General features: G+C 69.7%; 8 protein-coding genes and 1 rRNA gene. 5 read left to right on the top strand and 4 right to left on the bottom strand.

What is annotated here, in order from left to right; all coding sequences use genetic code 11:
* Positions 1-8: 8 nt before the first annotated feature.
* Entirely contained in the window at positions 9-1,268 is a 1,260-nt protein-coding gene (locus LLH23_02925; protein MCE5237426.1) for a Gfo/Idh/MocA family oxidoreductase, read from the bottom strand.
* A 338-nt stretch (positions 1,269-1,606) separates the two neighbouring features.
* On the opposite strand from LLH23_02925, the gene LLH23_02930 reads away from it, so the two are divergent.
* From LLH23_02930 to LLH23_02945, 4 genes are all read left to right on the top strand, one after another.
* Positions 1,607-4,093, top strand: a complete 2,487-nt coding sequence (locus LLH23_02930; protein ID MCE5237427.1) for an ATP-binding cassette domain-containing protein — start codon at positions 1,607-1,609, stop codon at positions 4,091-4,093.
* A complete protein-coding gene (locus LLH23_02935; GenBank protein MCE5237428.1) occupies positions 4,093-5,124 on the top strand; it encodes an ABC transporter permease in 1,032 nt (343 codons plus the stop codon). Before LLH23_02930 ends, LLH23_02935 begins: the two co-directional genes overlap by 1 nt.
* Positions 5,125-5,129: 5 nt before the next feature.
* Positions 5,130-6,194: a substrate-binding domain-containing protein gene (locus LLH23_02940; protein MCE5237429.1), complete on the top strand. Its 1,065-nt coding sequence runs from the start codon at positions 5,130-5,132 to the stop codon at positions 6,192-6,194.
* Between the two features lie 90 nt (positions 6,195-6,284).
* Entirely contained in the window at positions 6,285-8,921 is a 2,637-nt protein-coding gene (locus tag LLH23_02945; protein ID MCE5237430.1) for a DUF4091 domain-containing protein, read from the top strand.
* Positions 8,922-9,013: 92 nt separating this feature from the next.
* Here LLH23_02945 and LLH23_02950 read toward each other — a convergent pair whose 3' ends face one another.
* Genes LLH23_02950 through LLH23_02960 form a run of 3 tightly spaced genes read right to left on the bottom strand, consistent with a single transcriptional unit; the run spans position 9,014 to position 15,107 of the window.
* Positions 9,014-12,277, bottom strand: a complete 3,264-nt coding sequence (locus tag LLH23_02950; protein ID MCE5237431.1) for a hypothetical protein — start codon at positions 12,275-12,277, stop codon at positions 9,014-9,016.
* Positions 12,278-12,300: 23 nt separating this feature from the next.
* Positions 12,301-13,218, bottom strand: coding sequence for a polyphenol oxidase family protein (locus tag LLH23_02955; protein MCE5237432.1), 918 nt, complete (start codon positions 13,216-13,218; stop codon positions 12,301-12,303).
* On the bottom strand, positions 13,215-15,107 hold the full coding sequence (locus LLH23_02960) for a VCBS repeat-containing protein (GenBank protein MCE5237433.1): 1,893 nt from the start codon (positions 15,105-15,107) through the stop codon (positions 13,215-13,217). Before LLH23_02960 ends, LLH23_02955 begins: the two co-directional genes overlap by 4 nt.
* 500 nt (positions 15,108-15,607) lie before the next feature.
* Here LLH23_02960 and LLH23_02965 point away from each other — a divergent pair.
* Positions 15,608-16,010, top strand: a 16S ribosomal RNA gene (locus LLH23_02965); the annotation flags it as partial.

The following is a 16,010-nucleotide window of genomic DNA, read 5'->3' on the forward strand; positions in this document are numbered from 1 at the left end:
GCGAGCGGCTACACGTTCCAGTCCGGGCGCAACTCGCGGGCGCGTTTGGCGATCTTCTCGCGGAGCTGCTTAGGCTTATTGATGTCCCCCAGGATGCTCGGCAGCGGCTGGCCCGGCCCGGCATCCGCCGGATCGGCCGACCAGTTGTCCCCCTCGTAGGGCGCCAGTTCGACGGCGTTGTCGAAGCTCGGCACGTCCAGGGCCACGTTGTTGTTCAGGGCGCTCCTGTAGGCCAGGATCCCCAGGCAGCTCATCTGCAGGCCGCGGTAGACATCGAAGTACGGCGGCACCCCCGTGCGGATGGCCTGGACGAACTCGTGCAGCATGAAGAAGTCCGCCCCGCCATGGCCGGTGCGGGCCGCCAGGTCGTGGTGCTGGCGGAACTCCGGCCGGTACGTCATGTCGGCGGGCTCCCCCGGCTGCTTGTTCCAGGACTCCTTGTGGATCAGCAGTTGCGTGTAGTCGGTCCGCGAGTTCTCCAGGCAGCCCTTGTGGCCGTAGATGCGGTACCACAGCAGGTGCTTCTCCAGGGCGCCCAGGAGGAGCTTGGCGTAGGCCCCGTTCTCCATCTGCACCATGATCACCGCCGCGAGGTCGTTGCGCTTGTAGGTGTCGCTGCACGCGGGGGTCATGGCGTCCCACGGCACCACAAAGCCATTCACCTTCACCGGGCGCAGGCGGGTGACGTACATGATCGGGCTCATGCTGTGGGTGCAGTAGTACGTCGCGGGCATCCAGTTGCGCCAGTGGTCGAAGGTGGGCGAGAGGCTGATCTTGGTGTCAGCCGAGACGGGGTGGACGTACTCGCCCTCGCCATAGCGGAACTCGCCAATCTCGCCCTTCTGGTACAGGTAGGCCATCTCCTGGGCGAAGTTCATGTACGCACAGTTCTCGGCGAACATGTAGATCCTGCCGCTGGCCTCGACGGCCCGCACCAGCTCGACGGCCTCGCCCATGGTCTTGACGGCGATGCACTCGCTCTGCACGTGCAGCCCCGCCTGCAGCGCCTGGACGGCGGCGGGGGCGTGCTCGGTGCAGTAGTTGGCCAGCACCACTGCGTCCAGGTCGTGCTCCAGCATCTGGCTGTAGTCGGCGTAGCCCGTGACGCCGGGATGGGCGCGCAGGAAGTCCTGCAGGGCCTGCTCCCGCTGCTCGCAGATGGCCGCCAGCTCGACGCCCTCCATGGCGGCGGCCTGTTCGGCGAAGGAACGACCGCGTCCGATGCCATAGACGCCCACGCGGATGGTCTTGCGGCTGCGCCTGGCCATAGCTGCACTCTCCTGCTGCTCGGTGTTCGCGTGGTGCTCCGGGCGCGCCCCCCATCGCCAGTAGCGCGGGCGGCCTCGCCCGCGCGGTGGAGAAGGGCAGGCGAGGCCGCCTGCCCTACGAGACCGGTGGTTCCTCCCGGAACGCGCTGTCGGACACGGACCGGTTCTGGCCGGTCGGGCCCGACGGGGGGCGGACTTCGGCGCGACGCGAAGGAATCCCTCCTGCGTATCACGCGCGCAGCGCACGGGCAGGTCTTGGGCGCGTACGCCCGGAAGAGACTGCCGCGAGGCGCTGCCTGCGGGCAGGCGCCATGGACCGGTCACTGAGGTTGGCTGCCTTGTCTGACCCTCCGCCCCCCATCCTGGCATGTCGCGACCTGGGCAAGGCCTATCCGGGGCTGCTGGCTCTGGACGGCGTCAGCCTGGAGATGGCGGCGGGTGAGTTGTGGGCGCTGGTGGGGGAGAACGGCGCCGGCAAGAGCACCCTGGTCAAGATCATTGCGGGGCAGACGGCGCCCAGCGCGGGGGAGCTGCGCCTGAGCGGGCGGCCGGTCACGACGTTCAGCCCTCGCATGGCCCGCTCCCTGGGCGTGGCCATCGTCCCCCAGCACCCCGACCTGTTTCCCTCCCTGACTGCCCTGGAGAACCTGTTCGTCGGCGAATGGCCGCGCGGCGTCGCGGGCCTGATCTCGTGGCCCGAGATGCGCCGCCGGGCCACCGCCATCCTGTCCGAGATGGGCGTATCGCTGGACCTGGACGCCCGCGCGGGCGACCTGACCGTGGCCGAGCGGCAGTTGCTGCAGATCGCCCGGGCCCTGCTGGCTGACGCCCGTTTGCTGATCCTGGACGAGCCGACCGCGCCGCTGGGGCAGGAGGAGACCGAGCGGCTGTTCGCGCTCATACGACGGCTCCATGGGCGCGGGGTGGCGATGGTCTACATCAGCCATCGCCTGGCCGAGGTGTTCGAGCTGGCCGAGCGCGTGGCGGTGCTGCGGGATGGCCGTCTCGTAGCCACGCGCCCCATCGGCGAGGTCAGCCGCGAGGAGCTCGTGCGGCTGATGGTGGGGGAGGCGGCGGAGGGCGCAGCCCCGGCGGCAGCACAGCATGCGAGGCAGCCGGAGGGCGCGGCATTGCTGGAAGTGCAGGGCCTCAGCGTGCCGGGCAAGGTGGCCGACGTGAGCTTCACCGTGGGGCGCGGGGAGATTGTGGGCCTGGCCGGAGTGGCCGGGTCGGGGCGCAATGAGGTGTTGCGGGCCCTGGGGGGCGTGGAGCCCGGCACGGCGGCACGGCTGCTGATCGGGGGGCAGCCGCTGCCGATCTGCAGTCCCCACGACGCCCTGCAGGCCGGGGTGTCCCTGGTACCCGCCGACCGGCACCGCGAGGCCCTGATCCTGCCCATGAACGTGCGCGAGAACATCACGCTGGGGGCGCTGCGACGCTGCGCCTCGCGGCTTGGGCTGATCCGTCGCCGGGAGGAAGCCGAGCGCGCCACGGAGCTGGCGCGGGCCTTCACGGTGAAGGCGGCCGGGGTGGAGCAACCCGTGGCGGCCCTGTCAGGCGGCAACCAGCAGAAGGTGGCGCTGGCCGCGCGGCTCGCCACGGAGCCGCGCGTGCTGCTGCTCGAGGAGCCGACACAGGGCGTGGATGTCCGGGCCCGGGCGGAACTGCACCGGCAGGTTCGCGATCTGGCCGCCCGGGGCGTGGGGATTGTCCTGGTGTCCTCGGACATGCCGGAGTTGCTGTCGCTGAGCGACCGGCTGCTGGTGCTGCACCGGGGACAGCTGGTGGGGACGCTGAATGCCGCGCAGGCCACGCAGGAGCAGGTGCTGGACCTGGCACTGGGCACTGCCGCGGAGGGGGTGGTGGGCGGGGTGCGAGCGCCGTCGCCGTCGCGCCGTCCACCCATGCGCGAGCTAGGCCTGGCGGTGCTGTTGGCGTTGCTGGTGGGCGTGGTCTCGGTTCTGGCGCCCAGCTTTGCCACCCGGGCGAACCTGGGCGACATCCTGACCAACAACGCCTACCTGCTGATTGCCGCGGTCGGCATGACGATGGTCATTCTCACCGGCGGCATTGACATCTCCATCGGCTCGATGCTGGCCGTGTGCGCCACGGTGGCGGGGGCCAGCGCCTCGGCCGGCTGGCCGGTCGGGGTGGTGCTGGCGGCGACACTGCTGGCCGGGCTGGGGCTGGGGGCGATCAACACCGTCCTCATCGTCCCGGCCCGCATCCCCCCGATCATCGCCACGCTGGCGACGCTAACGCTCGTGCGGCACGTGCTGATCGAAGTGACGGGCGGGCGGTGGATCAACCTGCCGGTGGGCTTCCGGGAGGTCGGCCTGAGCGCCCCGCTGGGGATCGCGCTTCCGGTCTGGGTCGCGGCGGGCGCGGTGGTGGCGGGCTGGGTCGGGCTGCGCTGGACGGCGGCGGGGCGGATGATCTACGCCGCCGGCGACAACCCCGAGAGCGCCGCCCACGTGGGCATCTCCGTGCGGCGGGTGCAGGTGATGGTGTATGTGGTGATGGGGCTGCTGATGGGCCTGGCGGCGTTCGTGTATGCCGGGCGCTGGAGCGCCATCCAGACGAATGCGGGGCAGGGGCTGGAGATGGTGGTCATCACGGCGGTCGTCGTGGGCGGGACCAACGTCTTCGGGGGCAGCGGAACGATGCTGGGCACGGTGCTCGGGGTGCTGTTGCTGGGGGTCATCGCCGGGGCCCTGACGCCCCTGCGGCTGGAGCCCACCTGGGAGAAGGCCTTCCAGGGCGGGCTGATACTGCTGGCGGTCGTGGCGGACACACTGCGCCGCCGGGGCCGGGGGGAGGGCTGATGGGCCGCTTCGCGCCGGCGTCAGTCAGCCGCGAGAACTGGGCCCTCCTGGGGCTCCTGGCCGCCACGGTGGTCGCGGTGAGCGCGCTGCGGCCCGCCTTCCTGCGCCCGGACAACCTGCTGGAGATGTCGCGGTTCTTCGTGGAGACCGGGCTGATCGCCCTGGCCATGGCGCCGATCATCATCTCGGGCGGGATTGACCTGTCGGTGGGGTCCATCGTGGGGCTGAGCGTCGTGACGATGGGGCTGGCGTGGCGGCTGGGTCATGTCCCGCTGGGTGTCGGTCTGGCGGTGGGCCTGGGCACGGGGCTGCTTTGCGGCCTGGGGAATGGGCTGCTGGTGGCGCGACTGCGGCTGCCGCCGCTGATCGTCACCCTGGCCACCATGGCACTATACCGGGGCCTGGCGCTGGGCCTGGGGGCCAACGCGCCGGTCAGCGACTTCCCCACCAGCTACTACGACCTCGGCCAGTCGTACTACACCGTTGCGGGGCGGGTGCAGGTCCCCGAGCAGCTTCCGGTGCTGCTGGTGGTGCTGGCGCTGGCCTGGATCGCGCTGCACCGCAGCGTGCTGGGGCGCTACGTGTACGCCATCGGGCACAATGAGCGCGCGGCGTGGTTCGCCGGGGCGCCGGTGGCACGGGTGAAGCTGGCGCTGTACGCCTTCAGCGGGCTGATGAGCGGGCTGGCGGGGGCGATCTACCTGTCGCGCGTGGCCACCGCCAAGGCCGACGCGGGCACGCTCATGGAGCTGGATGTCATCACCATCTGTGTGCTGGGCGGGGTGAGCATCAGCGGGGGGCGGGGCGACATCCCGGGCACGATGCTGGGGCTGCTGATCGTCAGCAGCCTCGTGCGGGGGTTGACTTTGGCCCGGGTGCCCTTCGAGGGGCAGAAGATTGTGTTGGGGCTGGTGTTGCTGCTGGCCGCAGTGGTCTACCAGCTCATCCAGTGGCGGGCGGGGCAAGTGCGGCCCGTGGCCGGCAGGTCCCGGGAAGACGGGCGCGAAATGCCGCCCGCGCAAGGAGAGTGACAGCCATGAGACGAGGAAGCCTGTTGCTAGCGCTGGCCGGTGTGGTCATTGTCGCGATGTCGGGATGCACCAAGACCGGGCCGCAGGAAGCGGGGCCACCCGCTCCCGCCGTGGCGCCCGCCGCCCCCGGTCCGGGAGCGGCGACACCGGGCAAGATCACCGTGCTCATGGTGCCGAAGCTCAAGGGGATTGACTACTTCAACGCTTGCGAGAAGGGCGCGCGGGAAGCGGCGCAGGCGCTGGGGAATGTCGAGCTGATCTTCGACGGCCCCACCGAGGACAAGGCGGACGCCCAGAACCAGCTCATTGACGGGTACATCGCCCAGAACGTGAACGTCATCGCGATCTCGCCGAATGACCCCGACTCCATCGCCGGCGTGCTGAAGAAGGCGCGCGCGAAGGGCATCCATGTCCTCACCTGGGATGCCGACGCGAACCCCGAGAAGTCCGGGCGGGAGTTCTTCGTCAACCAGGCCTCCTCGGAGGCGGTCGGCGCGGCCCTGGTGGATGAGATGGCGGCCCAGAAGGGCAAGACGGCCAAGGTGGCGATCGTCACCAGCTCGCTGACGGCCGCCAACCAGAATGCGTGGATCAAGGCCATGAAGGCCCGCATGGCCAGCCAGTACCCGCAGATGAAGCTGGTGTGCGACCCCAAGCCGAGCGAGGAGAACCAGCAGCTGGCCTTCCAGGTGACGCAGGACCTGCTGAAGACCTACCGCGACCTGGACGGGGTCTTCGCCATCTCGTCGGTGGCCTTCCCCGGGGCTGCTGATGCCGTGCAGCAGGCCAAGCAGGGCGGCAAAGTGGCGGTGGTGGGGCTGGCCACGCCCAAGCCCATGCGGCAGTGGGTGGAGGCCGGGACCGTGAAGACGGTCATCCTGTGGAACCCGGTGGACCTGGGGTATGCCACCATCCAGGCGGCGCAGGCACTGGCGGAGGGCAAGCTGGCCGCCGGGGCCAAGGCGCTGGAGTCGGGGCGGCTGGGGAGCCTGACGGTGAGTGGCGATCAGGTGCTGCTGGGCCCGCCGATGGAGTTCACGAAGGACAACATCGCCCAGTTCGACTTCTGAGCCGGGACGACGAGAGCGCGATCGGCCTGTATCCGAGCCGCCGCCCCCCCGGGGGAGGGCTGGCGGCCTGACCACCGGGAGGGGTCATTCATGTTGCGACTGAAGTTGATGGGATGTGCTGTGGCCGTGTGCTTGCTGCTGGCGGGCGTCGTGCCCGTGTGGGCCGCCGAGACGCCCGCGCTGCCGTTCGTCGTCACGGCCTGCGTGCGCACGGCGGCCGCGCCGACGATAGACGGCAAGCTGGACGAACCATGCTGGCAGGCGACGCGCGCGATGAAGCCGTTCGTGAAGCTGACGCTGGGGACGCCGGCCGAGACGCAGTCGGTCGCGTATATGGTGTACGACGCCGAGAAGCTCTACCTGGGCGTGCACTGCGATGAGCCGCAGATGGCCAAGATCCGGGCCACGGTAACCGAACGCGACGGCCCGACCTTCGGGGATGACTGCATCGAGATCTTCCTGATCCCGCCGGACTCGAAGGTGCTGGCCGGCTTTGAGGAACGGGAGCGGTACTTCCACCTGGTGGTCAATGCCCTGGGCACGCGCTATGACGAGATTGGCCTGGAAGCGCCGAAGTCGTTCGACGGCCAGTGGCAGGCGGCCACCTCGCGGGGGCCGCAGGGCTGGGACCTGGAGGTGGCCGTGCCCCTCGCCCAACTGGGGGCGAGCGTCGGTGACGGGAGCGTGTGGACGGGGAACGTGAGCCGGGCGCGCTGGCTGGCCCGTGAGTACAGCACGTGGGCGCCCCTGCAGCGCAGCTTCCACGACAAGGCCCACTTCGGCCGGATCGTGTTCACCAGCGACCTGGCAGCGGTGGCGGGCCAACTGGATGAGATCGAGTTCACGGCGCTGAAGTCCGGACTGCTGGGCCCGGCCCTGGCCGAGACCGCGCGGTCGGTGCAGGCAGCGCGAGAGACAGCGGCCGGCCTGCCCGACAACTGCCGGCCGCGCATGGCGCAGGCAGTCGTCAACCTGGAGGGGCGTCTGCGGAACCTGCAGACGCGCTTCCGAAGCCTGACGGCACAGAACTTCCGTGACGAGTGGGTGGGCCTGTACCGGCGGCTGGAGCCGGTGCGGTTCGATGCTTTCCAGGTGCAGGACGAAGCGACCATGCTGGCGGCGACCGGCGGCGGGGCCCGGTCCTGGCACTTCTTCGTCACGCGAGCCATGACCAATGACCGCCTGCTGAGCGACCGCTGGCCGCGCGCGCCGCGTGCCGTACCGCAACTGGCGCTGACGGGCTGCCCGGGCGAGTACGAGTCGGCCACGTTCTCGGTGTACGCGGCGCGGGAGCTGAAGGGCGTGCGCCTTACCATCGGGGACCTGAAGTGCGGGGAGACCGTGCTGCCGGGCTCCTGTGTGGAGCCGTACGCGGTCAAGTGCTGGTACCAGGCCGGGCGGGGCATCGGCGACCTGGGGCAGAGGCTGCTGACGCCGGAGTTGCTGCTCAAGGACGATGCGCTGGTCGAGGTGGACTACCGGCAGCAGGCCAACTTCGTACGGGCGCAGCCGGGCTCGATCGAGTACCTGGACTGCTCGCTCAAGAGCAGTAGCAACCTGAGCACACTTGTCCCCCGGGATGCCGAGAAGCTCCTGCCGCTGACGGTGCCCGAGCGGACACTGAAGCAGTTCTGGCTGACGGCGCACATCCCCGCGGGCACAGCGGCGGGGACGTATGTGGGCGAAGTGGTCGTGACGGCCGAGGGCGTGGAGTCGGAGCGGCTGCCGCTGCAGATCACGGTGCTGCCATTCACGCTGGCCGAGCCGGTGCTGGAGTACTCGATCTACTACCGGGGCGTGCTGACCGCCGAGGACCAGGGCAGCATCTCCTCGGAGCGCAAGTGCGAGGAACAGTTCGCCGCCGAGATGCGCGATCTGGTGGCCCACGGGGTGGTCAACCCGACCATCTACCAGCGGTTCGACGAGCGGCTGCTCGGGCGCGTCCTCGACCTGCGCGAGGCGGCAGGGATGCAGGGCAAGCCGGTGATGAGCCTGGGGATATCCACCGGAGCGCCCAAGACGCCGGAAGCACTGGCGGACCTGCGCAAGCGGGTGGCGCAGTGGCTGGAGTTTGTGACCAAACGGGGCTATCCGGGGCTGTATGTGTACGGGATTGACGAGGCCTCCGGTGACGCCCTGAAGGCGGAACGCGATGCCTTCCAGGCCGTCCACGACACCGGGGCGAAGGTCTACGTGGCGTGCTACAAGGACTACTTCTCGCTGGTGGGCGACCTGCTGGACCTGCCGGTGTGGTCGGGGCGACCCGTGCCGGAGGAGGCCCGGAAGGCCCATAGCGTCGGGCACCGCATCTTCAACTATGGCAACCCCCAGTGCGGCGTGGAGGAGCCGGAGACCTATCGGCGCAACTTCGGGCTCGGGCTGTGGAAGGCAGGCTACGACGGGGCCATGGACTACGCCTACCAGCACTCCTTCGGGCACGAGTGGAACGACTTCGACAACCAGAGCTACCGCGACCACACGATGGCGTACCCGGCCCAGAACGGCGTCATTGACACGATCCAGTGGGAGGGCTTCCGCGAGGGCGTGGATGACGTGCGCTATCTCTCGACACTGCTGCAGGCCGTGAAGACGGCGCAGGCGGCAGGCGGCGAGAAGGCGCGCCGGGCGGCGGCGACCGAGGCCTGGCTGGCGGCGCTGGACCCGTCCGAGGCCGACCTGGACGCCGTGCGGCAGGAGATAGTCCGGCGGATCATCGAGCTGCGGTAGCGCGTAGGTGGGTTCGTCCGCGAACCCACACGGCTTGCGGGTTTGGGGACAAACCCGCCCACGCGACACAGAGGGCAGACTCGTCCCACGCGCTACGGGGCAGGCGTGGCCTGCATCCGCACCTCATCAAACCAGACCCGCCCGGTCTTCTTGCGGAAGAGCGTGTAGATCTTCAGCGACCGCAGGGGGCCGGGCGGGTTGAGTTCCAGCTTGACCTGCTGCCAGTCGTGGGTGCCGGTGGCGAACGGCGTGGCGTGGCCGTTGTAGACCGTGCCGTCGGCGCAGGTGGCGTCGGCATAGAGCGAGTAGTCCGGGTTGGGCGAGCCCGAGGCGTTCTCGGCGCGGCTCCAGGCGGTCACGGTGTAGGCCTGCTTCTGCCCCGCCGTGAAGTCGAGGGTCTGGACGGCGCCGCGCACGTCCGTCGCTGACGTGTTCTCCGCGCAGATGGCGTGCCGGCCCGTGTGACTCACGGTGTCATCAGTCTTGAAGCCGTCGCCGTAGGGGTCCCAGCCGGTCTGGGTGGCCTTCGGCGCCCCGGTGACCGCCTCGACCTGCCAACCAGCGAACTTCATCTGCGTGTCGTAGAAGGGCTGCAGCGCCTGGCGGGAGGGGCCCAGCAACAGGACGCTGTAGATGTCCACGCGGGGCACCGTGTAGACGCTCTGGGCGCCGGCGGCCCGGCCGGTGAGCCACTGGGGCTGACGCTCGGGGGAGATCAGCAGCGCGGCCCGCGGCGCGCCGGGCGCCTGCACCTGCAGGTCGGTGGCCGGGACAACCGTGAGCTTCGTCTCGCTGTGGGGGACGACGGCCTGCTCGAAGCCGCCGTTGGTGACCAGGTTGTCGGGCGACCTGCGCTCGCCGCCGGGGCTCTGGTCCACGATCCGGATCATGTACTCGCCCGTCTGGGCGCGCAGGTCGGGCGAGAGGTCGGCCCCGCTGAACATCTTCCCCCCGTCGGTGCTGAACTCGGAGTTCCCGGCCTGCGTGTCCCTGTCAATGCTGACCTGGAGCCACTTGGTCGTCCCGTTGACCTCGCCGTCCATGCGCAACTCCACGGTGTTGTCGGTCTGCAGCAGCGCCGGGTCTATCGGGGCCTCGATCCAGGCTGTCCGCTGCATCTGTGGCGCCGGGATGCGGGCGGCGGGGCGGCCGTTGATCGTGACGACGAGGTCGGCGGTGGTGTCGGCCGTGGCGTTGCCGCGGATCTGGATGACCGGGTCCACGACCTGCGCCGGCTGGGGGATGTGCACGCGCTTACGCAGCACGGCGCCCGGGCGGCCGAAGTAGGTCCGCAGCTCCGGCGTGCCGTCGTCGCTGGCGTAGCGGCCGGGGTGGTCCACCTCGTAGCGGAAGTCGTAGTTGACCAGGTGGACTTCCTGCACCTGGCCTTGCCGGGCCTCCATGCGGTTGATCGCCACATGCCCCGGGTTCAGCAACTGGACCCGCGGGGCTACCAGCGACACGAGCTGGTCGGGCGGCAGGGCTTCCAGGCCCATCGGGCGGTAGAGCGCGACACCCTTGCCCAGAGCCACGCCCTGCTGCGCGGTGGCCGCGACCAGCATCACCGACTGTGTCCGACCGCGCTCGCCCGCATCGGCGCGCACCCGCAGCTCCAGCATGTCACCGGGGCGGACAGCGAAGGCCGGGGTCTGGAACAGATGCTGCTTTTCGTCCTCGACATCGAGCTTGCCCTCGTAGACGGTCCTGCCGCCGGCGGCGAAGCTGAAGGAGGAGGTGCCGTCCCCCTCGTCCGTGAGCGACAGATAGGCGACGTACTGGCCGGGCTGGCCGTCGAACTTCACCTGTGCGGCGCCCTGGCTGGCGGTGACGCGGATGGTGGCCGGGCCCTCCGGCTCCATGCCATCCAGCGTCCACTGCTGGATCGGCCGGGAGAAGATGCGTAGCGCCTGCTGCACCTTGCGCACGGCCGGCGAATCGAGCGGCCGCCCGGTGGCGTCCGTGGTGCCGTACTCGCCGGTGATGATGGCCCGGCCGCCCCCCTCGATGAAGCGCACGAGCCCGGCGGCCGTCGGCTCATCGAGATAGACGACATTGGGCACCAGCAGCGTGCGCGTGGGCCCGAGGCCGTCTTCGCGCAGATCGGAGGCGACGACAACCTCGTGCGGGATGCCCGCGGCGAGCAGCGCCTCGGCGAGGGCCTGGTCGTTCTGAAGCCGGTAGCTCTGCATCTGCTCGAGGGTCGAATGGAAGATCGCCACCTCGGCGGCCGGCCGGGAGGTGGCGTAGAGGTCCTCATTGGCCCTCAGGAAGCCGTAGGAGCGCTTCAGCTCGGCGTAGATGCGCTGGTTGAAGGGATCGCTCATGTCGGTGATTGGGAGCGAGGGGAAGAGGTTGTAGCACGGGATGTAGGTGCCGTCGGTGGCGGCGGCTTCGGCGACCGCCAGGGCGAACTCCTCGGCGATGGGGGAGGAAGGGAAGAAGTAGGCGTGCATCCCCTCGTTCCAGGTGCGCTGCCCGCGGTCGCTGCCGATACGCTCGGGCAGGTAGGCCAGGATGCCCGTGGGGTGGCCGTGCGAGGCGGCCAGGCCCACCTTGTAGCGGTACATGTTGTTCTCGAAGGGCGGGTGACTCATCGTCTCGTAGAAGACCAGGTCCACGGCCCCGGCCTCGATGGCGCCCATGCCGCCGGCGGCGCTGCCCAGGTTCGGGCAGTTCAGCAGCGACGGCTGGTGGGAGCGGTCGAACTGCTGCAGCATCCGGTGGTAGTCGGTGAGGCTGTCGGCGGTGAAAGCGCGGGCAGCGGCGGCCAGCGGGCTGGCACTGACTGAGGGCATGTCCTCGCCGGGATCCATCCCGCGCGCCTTCGCCCACTGCTTCCAGGCCGCGACCGTCGCCGGGTTGTGGTCATCGCCGGGCCAGAAGGCATTGTCGTAGAAGATGGCGGCCACGTCGGGCAGGCCCCAGACCTTGCGGGTGCGCTCGCGCACGTACTCGGGCCAGGCGGGCTGGTAGAGCGATCCGTAGCGCCGGACCGGGTTGCTATAGGCCAGGAACTCCGTGCCGTCGGCCTTCAGGACCACGGCATCCTTGAGCTGGGGGCTGCGCGCGATCTCCGCCGTTGTGACCGTGCGACTGCAGACATACGGCATGTAGCGCAGGCCGTGCTGGCGCGCGTACTCGGCGGTCTCGGGGGAGTCGAAGCTGCCCCCGTGCAGGAGGGTCTGGTCAGCCTGCAGGAAGAGGTCCACAAGCTTGCGGTCGGCCCGGGAATAGTGCAGGCACCAGCGCAAGCGGCCCCGCTGCGCCCAGTCCGGTAGTTCGCGGTGTTCGGTCCAGTGGGCCTGCGCCAGGGCGGGCAGGAGTATGGTCAGCATGATGGCAGTTCGTCGCAGCATCACAGCCTCCTACGGTGGTGGGCCTATCCGGTGAGCATGAGCATGGCGACGTGACGGCCGCAGGTGGGCCCATCGCGGCGCCAGGAGAAGAGCGGCGCCGGGCCGCAACGGGTGCAGTCGGGCAGCCGCCGGATATGTGCCGGTGGGACTCCCGAACGTTCCAACAGGGCCACGTTCAGGGCCAGCAGATCGAGGTGCACAGCGCCGCCATCGCGGTCGGTGACCGCTCCCACGTCCCCCAATTCCAGGGTCTCTCCCACATCCCCCAGTTCCAGGACCGCTCCCACATCCCCCAATCCCAGGGTCTCGACGGCCGCCAGCACCTCGGGGCCGACCGGGTAGCACTCCGCCCCGATGCACGGGCCGACGAGGGCCTGCATTCGCTCGGGCGGGGCGCCGAACTCGCGGTGCAGGGCGCCCACGATCGAGGCGGCCATGTCGGCCACGGTGCCGCGCCAGCCGGCATGGGCCACGCCGCCGCAGAGGGGCTCGGGACAGTAGAGGACGATGGGGCAGCAGTCGGCGTAGAAGAGGGTGAGGGCGAGGGCGGGCTCGGCGGTGATGAGGGCGTCGCACCCCGGGTAGTACGGGTAGCCGTGGAAGCTCGGCAACGCAGACAGATCGGCTTGGTGGGCCACGGCGACGCCGGGACCGTGGACCTGTTGGGCGAAGACGAGGTAAGGCGACGGCTGCGGGCAGGAAAGCCCGCGCTCCAACGGCGACGGCTGCGGGCAGGATGCCCGCGGTCCCAGTAACGGCGACGACAGCTCCTCCAGGGCGCGGTGGCGGAGGGCGTCTACAGTGGCGGGATCGGCCTGCGGCGTGCGGCCCATGTTGTAGCCGGACCATGGGACGGCGGGGTCATAGGGACCGCGCCGGGTGACGCCGGCGGCCGCGCCGGGCCAGCCGCGCTCGAGGTGAAGCCAGAGGTCGGCGGTCATGGCGTCCTGCCGTTGGTGTTCAACTGCGGGACCTGGTCCGGTGGGAAGTAGCAGATGAAGCCGTAGTCAGCCAGGCCGCAGAGGAGGCCGTGGTCGCGCGGGGCGGCAGCACCCAACGTGGCGGCCGTGCAGGAGTAGAGCGGGGGGAAGAGCGGGTTGGGGATGCCATCGGTGGAGGCCAGCATGGGAGCGGGGTAGTACTGGCGGGGCCGGGTGGCGGCGAAGACGTAGTAGCCGGCACGGGTGCCCAGCAGGAAGTTCCAGGACTCGCCGAGGAGGCTCAGGGGCTCGATGTAGCCCGGCCCCAGGACGCCGGCATCCAGGGCGTCCTCTTCGGTGGTGCGCCCTCGCTTGCCGACGTAGACCGCGAGGCGCACGCCCTTGAGGAACAGCGGCATGCCCATGCCCTTGGCGGCCTCGTTCTCGTAGTAGGTCAGGCCGCCAGCGGGCAGGACGAAGCGGGGGCCGGTGTAGGACGGATCGCCGGCCTGCACGCCCGGCGGCAGCAAGTCGCCGACGAACAGGTCGGGGTCGCCATCGCCATCGTAGTCGGAGAGGGCAATGGCGCTGAGGCCCTGGGCGCGGATGTCATTGCCGCCGATGCGCATCAGCCCGGCGGGCCGCAGGCCGCCCTGGTTCAGATACATCTCGACATTGCCAGAAGCGCCGCCGAGGGCGAGGTCGCTGACGCCGTCGCCGCTCAGGTCAGTCAGGCGCGGCCAGGAGTAGCCGGCGGGCATCGTCGCGCCGGCGCGAGCGACGATGGGGCCATCGGCGCCGACTACCGTCTGGGCGGCCTCAAAGCAGCCGTCGGCGCGTCCGAGGAAGAGACGAACCAGGCCATCCTCGGAACCACTGACGATGTCGGTACGGCCGTCGGCGTTCCAGTCGCAGGTGGTGGGGGCAGCGCAACGGCCGACATCCAGCGGCACCTGCCGGGCCTGGAGATAGCCCTGGAAGACGGGTCCGGCCGCCTCGCGGGCAAAGATGGCGACGAAGCCCGCACGGCAGCCGAGGAGTAGCTCCAGCTTGCCGTCACCGTTGACATCCTGCAGACGCGGGCAGAGGTAGGTCAGGGCTTCGCCCGGTTGGGCCTGCAGCGGCGGGCGGGCGAGCGACTGCGGGGCGGCGAGGCCCTCGCGCCGGCCGCGCACGAAGAGGACCTGGCCGGTCATGTCGGTGAGCAACAGGTCGTGGCGCCCGTCACCGTCCCAATCGCCGGCGCAGACGCGGGCGCGGCGGCCGGCCTGCAGGGGCTGCCCACCGGCCCCCAGCAGCACCGGGTCGGCCAGGCGGAGGGGATCGGCCTGACGGCACTCGACCCACCACACGCGACCCTCCTCGTCGCCGAGGAGCAGGTCCAGGTCGCCATCGCCATCCAGATCGAAGGCGCAGGGAGCGAGGTGGCGGGAAGCGATGGACTGGGCCAGCGTGCGGTCGGACTCGGTTCGGAGTATCTGGCCGGGGTGCAGGCCGCCCTTGCGGCTGTAGAAGTAGACCTCCCCCGCAGCGCCCAGGAGCAGGTCGGCGACGCCATCGTGGTTGAGGTCGGCCAGCTCGGGGGACATCTGCAGGCGACTGAGGCGCCCGGCGGCGAAGGAGAACTCGGCGGCGAGCATGGCCCGCGGCGCCTCGAAGATGCTCTCGGAGCGGCGGTAGAGGATGAGGTCCCCATAGGCCGAGCCCACGAGCAGATCGGGGCGGCCGTCGCTGTCGTAGTCGCCACAGGTGAGGTCGGCGCAATCGCCGGCGGTCAGGTTGCCCTGAACCTGCAGCAGCGCGGGGCCCTCCAGGTAGGGGAGCGGACCGTGGGCGAGGAGACGCTCGAAGTCCTGCGCGCAGGCGCCAGCGCAGATGAACAGCACGGAGATGAGGAGAGGTGATCGCATGGATGGGATAGGCGCGACGGCATATCACGGGCGCGCCGACGCCCGGGGCGGACGCGCGAGGAAAACTTCGCTGCCGCCGGCGCCAGACCTCCCGCGGGCGAGGCAGGACAGGGCGCAGGAGATGTTGAGTCACACGGGAAAAAGTGCTTGACTCATCGCGAGGCGATCTGTATAGTTACCGCTCTGTGCGCGGGGGTTTGACGTTACGGTGGAGTGCGGTGGCGGGTGAGAAAAGTCGGCGCACGCCCTTGACAGCAGCAGTGAAGCATGGTATGTTCAGCGTCCCCGCGGTGGGCGGAGGCGGCGAGGCGCGAGTGGGGCAGACGGCGCTGAAGAAAGCTGTTGACAGGAGCGCCGGGGTCTGGTAAAGTTAGTCTCCCGATGGGGAACAGGGCGATCTTTGACAACTAAATAGCGTGCTTGAAACATAGCCAGTTGACTGACAGTGATCGAGCCCTCCGGCGCAGGACTGAGTGCCTGCGTACGGAGACCACGTTTTTTCGATGGAGAGTTTGATCCTGGCTCAGGACGAACGCTGGCGGCGTGCTTAATGAATGCGAGTCGAGCGAGAACCAGTTGCGTGCTTGCACAAGACTGGGGAGAGCGGCAAACGGGTGAGTAACACGTGGGTAACCTGCCCTGCAGACGGGCACAACAGCTGGAAACGGCTGCTAATTCCCGATGGTCTGCAGCGCCTCAAGGCGCTGCAGTAAAGGTTTATTCCGCTGCAGGATGGGCCCGCGGGCCATTAGCTTGTTGGTAGGGTAACGGCCTACCAAGGCGACGATGGCTAGCCGGTCTGAGAGGATGGTCGGCCACACTGGGACTGAGACATGGTCCAGACTCCTCCGGGAGTTAGCATCAGGGAATCTTGCGCAATGGGCGAAAGCCTGACGCAGCGAC

The sequence above is a fragment of the bacterium genome, from assembly GCA_021372615.1.
GTDB lineage: Bacteria > Armatimonadota > Zipacnadia > Zipacnadales > UBA11051 > JAJFUB01.

Excerpts from the sequence above, each read along its gene's own strand:
- LLH23_02945 (MCE5237430.1), top strand. The coding sequence starts at position 6,285 with ATGTTGCGACTGAAGTTGATGGGATGTGCTGTGGCCGTGTGCTTGCTG.
- LLH23_02940 (MCE5237429.1), top strand. The coding sequence starts at position 5,130 with ATGAGACGAGGAAGCCTGTTGCTAGCGCTGGCCGGTGTGGTCATTGTC.
- LLH23_02950 (MCE5237431.1), bottom strand. The coding sequence starts at position 12,277 with ATGCTGCGACGAACTGCCATCATGCTGACCATACTCCTGCCCGCCCTG.
- LLH23_02955 (MCE5237432.1), bottom strand. The coding sequence starts at position 13,218 with ATGACCGCCGACCTCTGGCTTCACCTCGAGCGCGGCTGGCCCGGCGCG.
- LLH23_02925 (MCE5237426.1), bottom strand. The coding sequence starts at position 1,268 with ATGGCCAGGCGCAGCCGCAAGACCATCCGCGTGGGCGTCTATGGCATC.
- LLH23_02935 (MCE5237428.1), top strand. The coding sequence starts at position 4,093 with ATGGGCCGCTTCGCGCCGGCGTCAGTCAGCCGCGAGAACTGGGCCCTC.
- LLH23_02960 (MCE5237433.1), bottom strand. The coding sequence starts at position 15,107 with ATGCGATCACCTCTCCTCATCTCCGTGCTGTTCATCTGCGCTGGCGCC.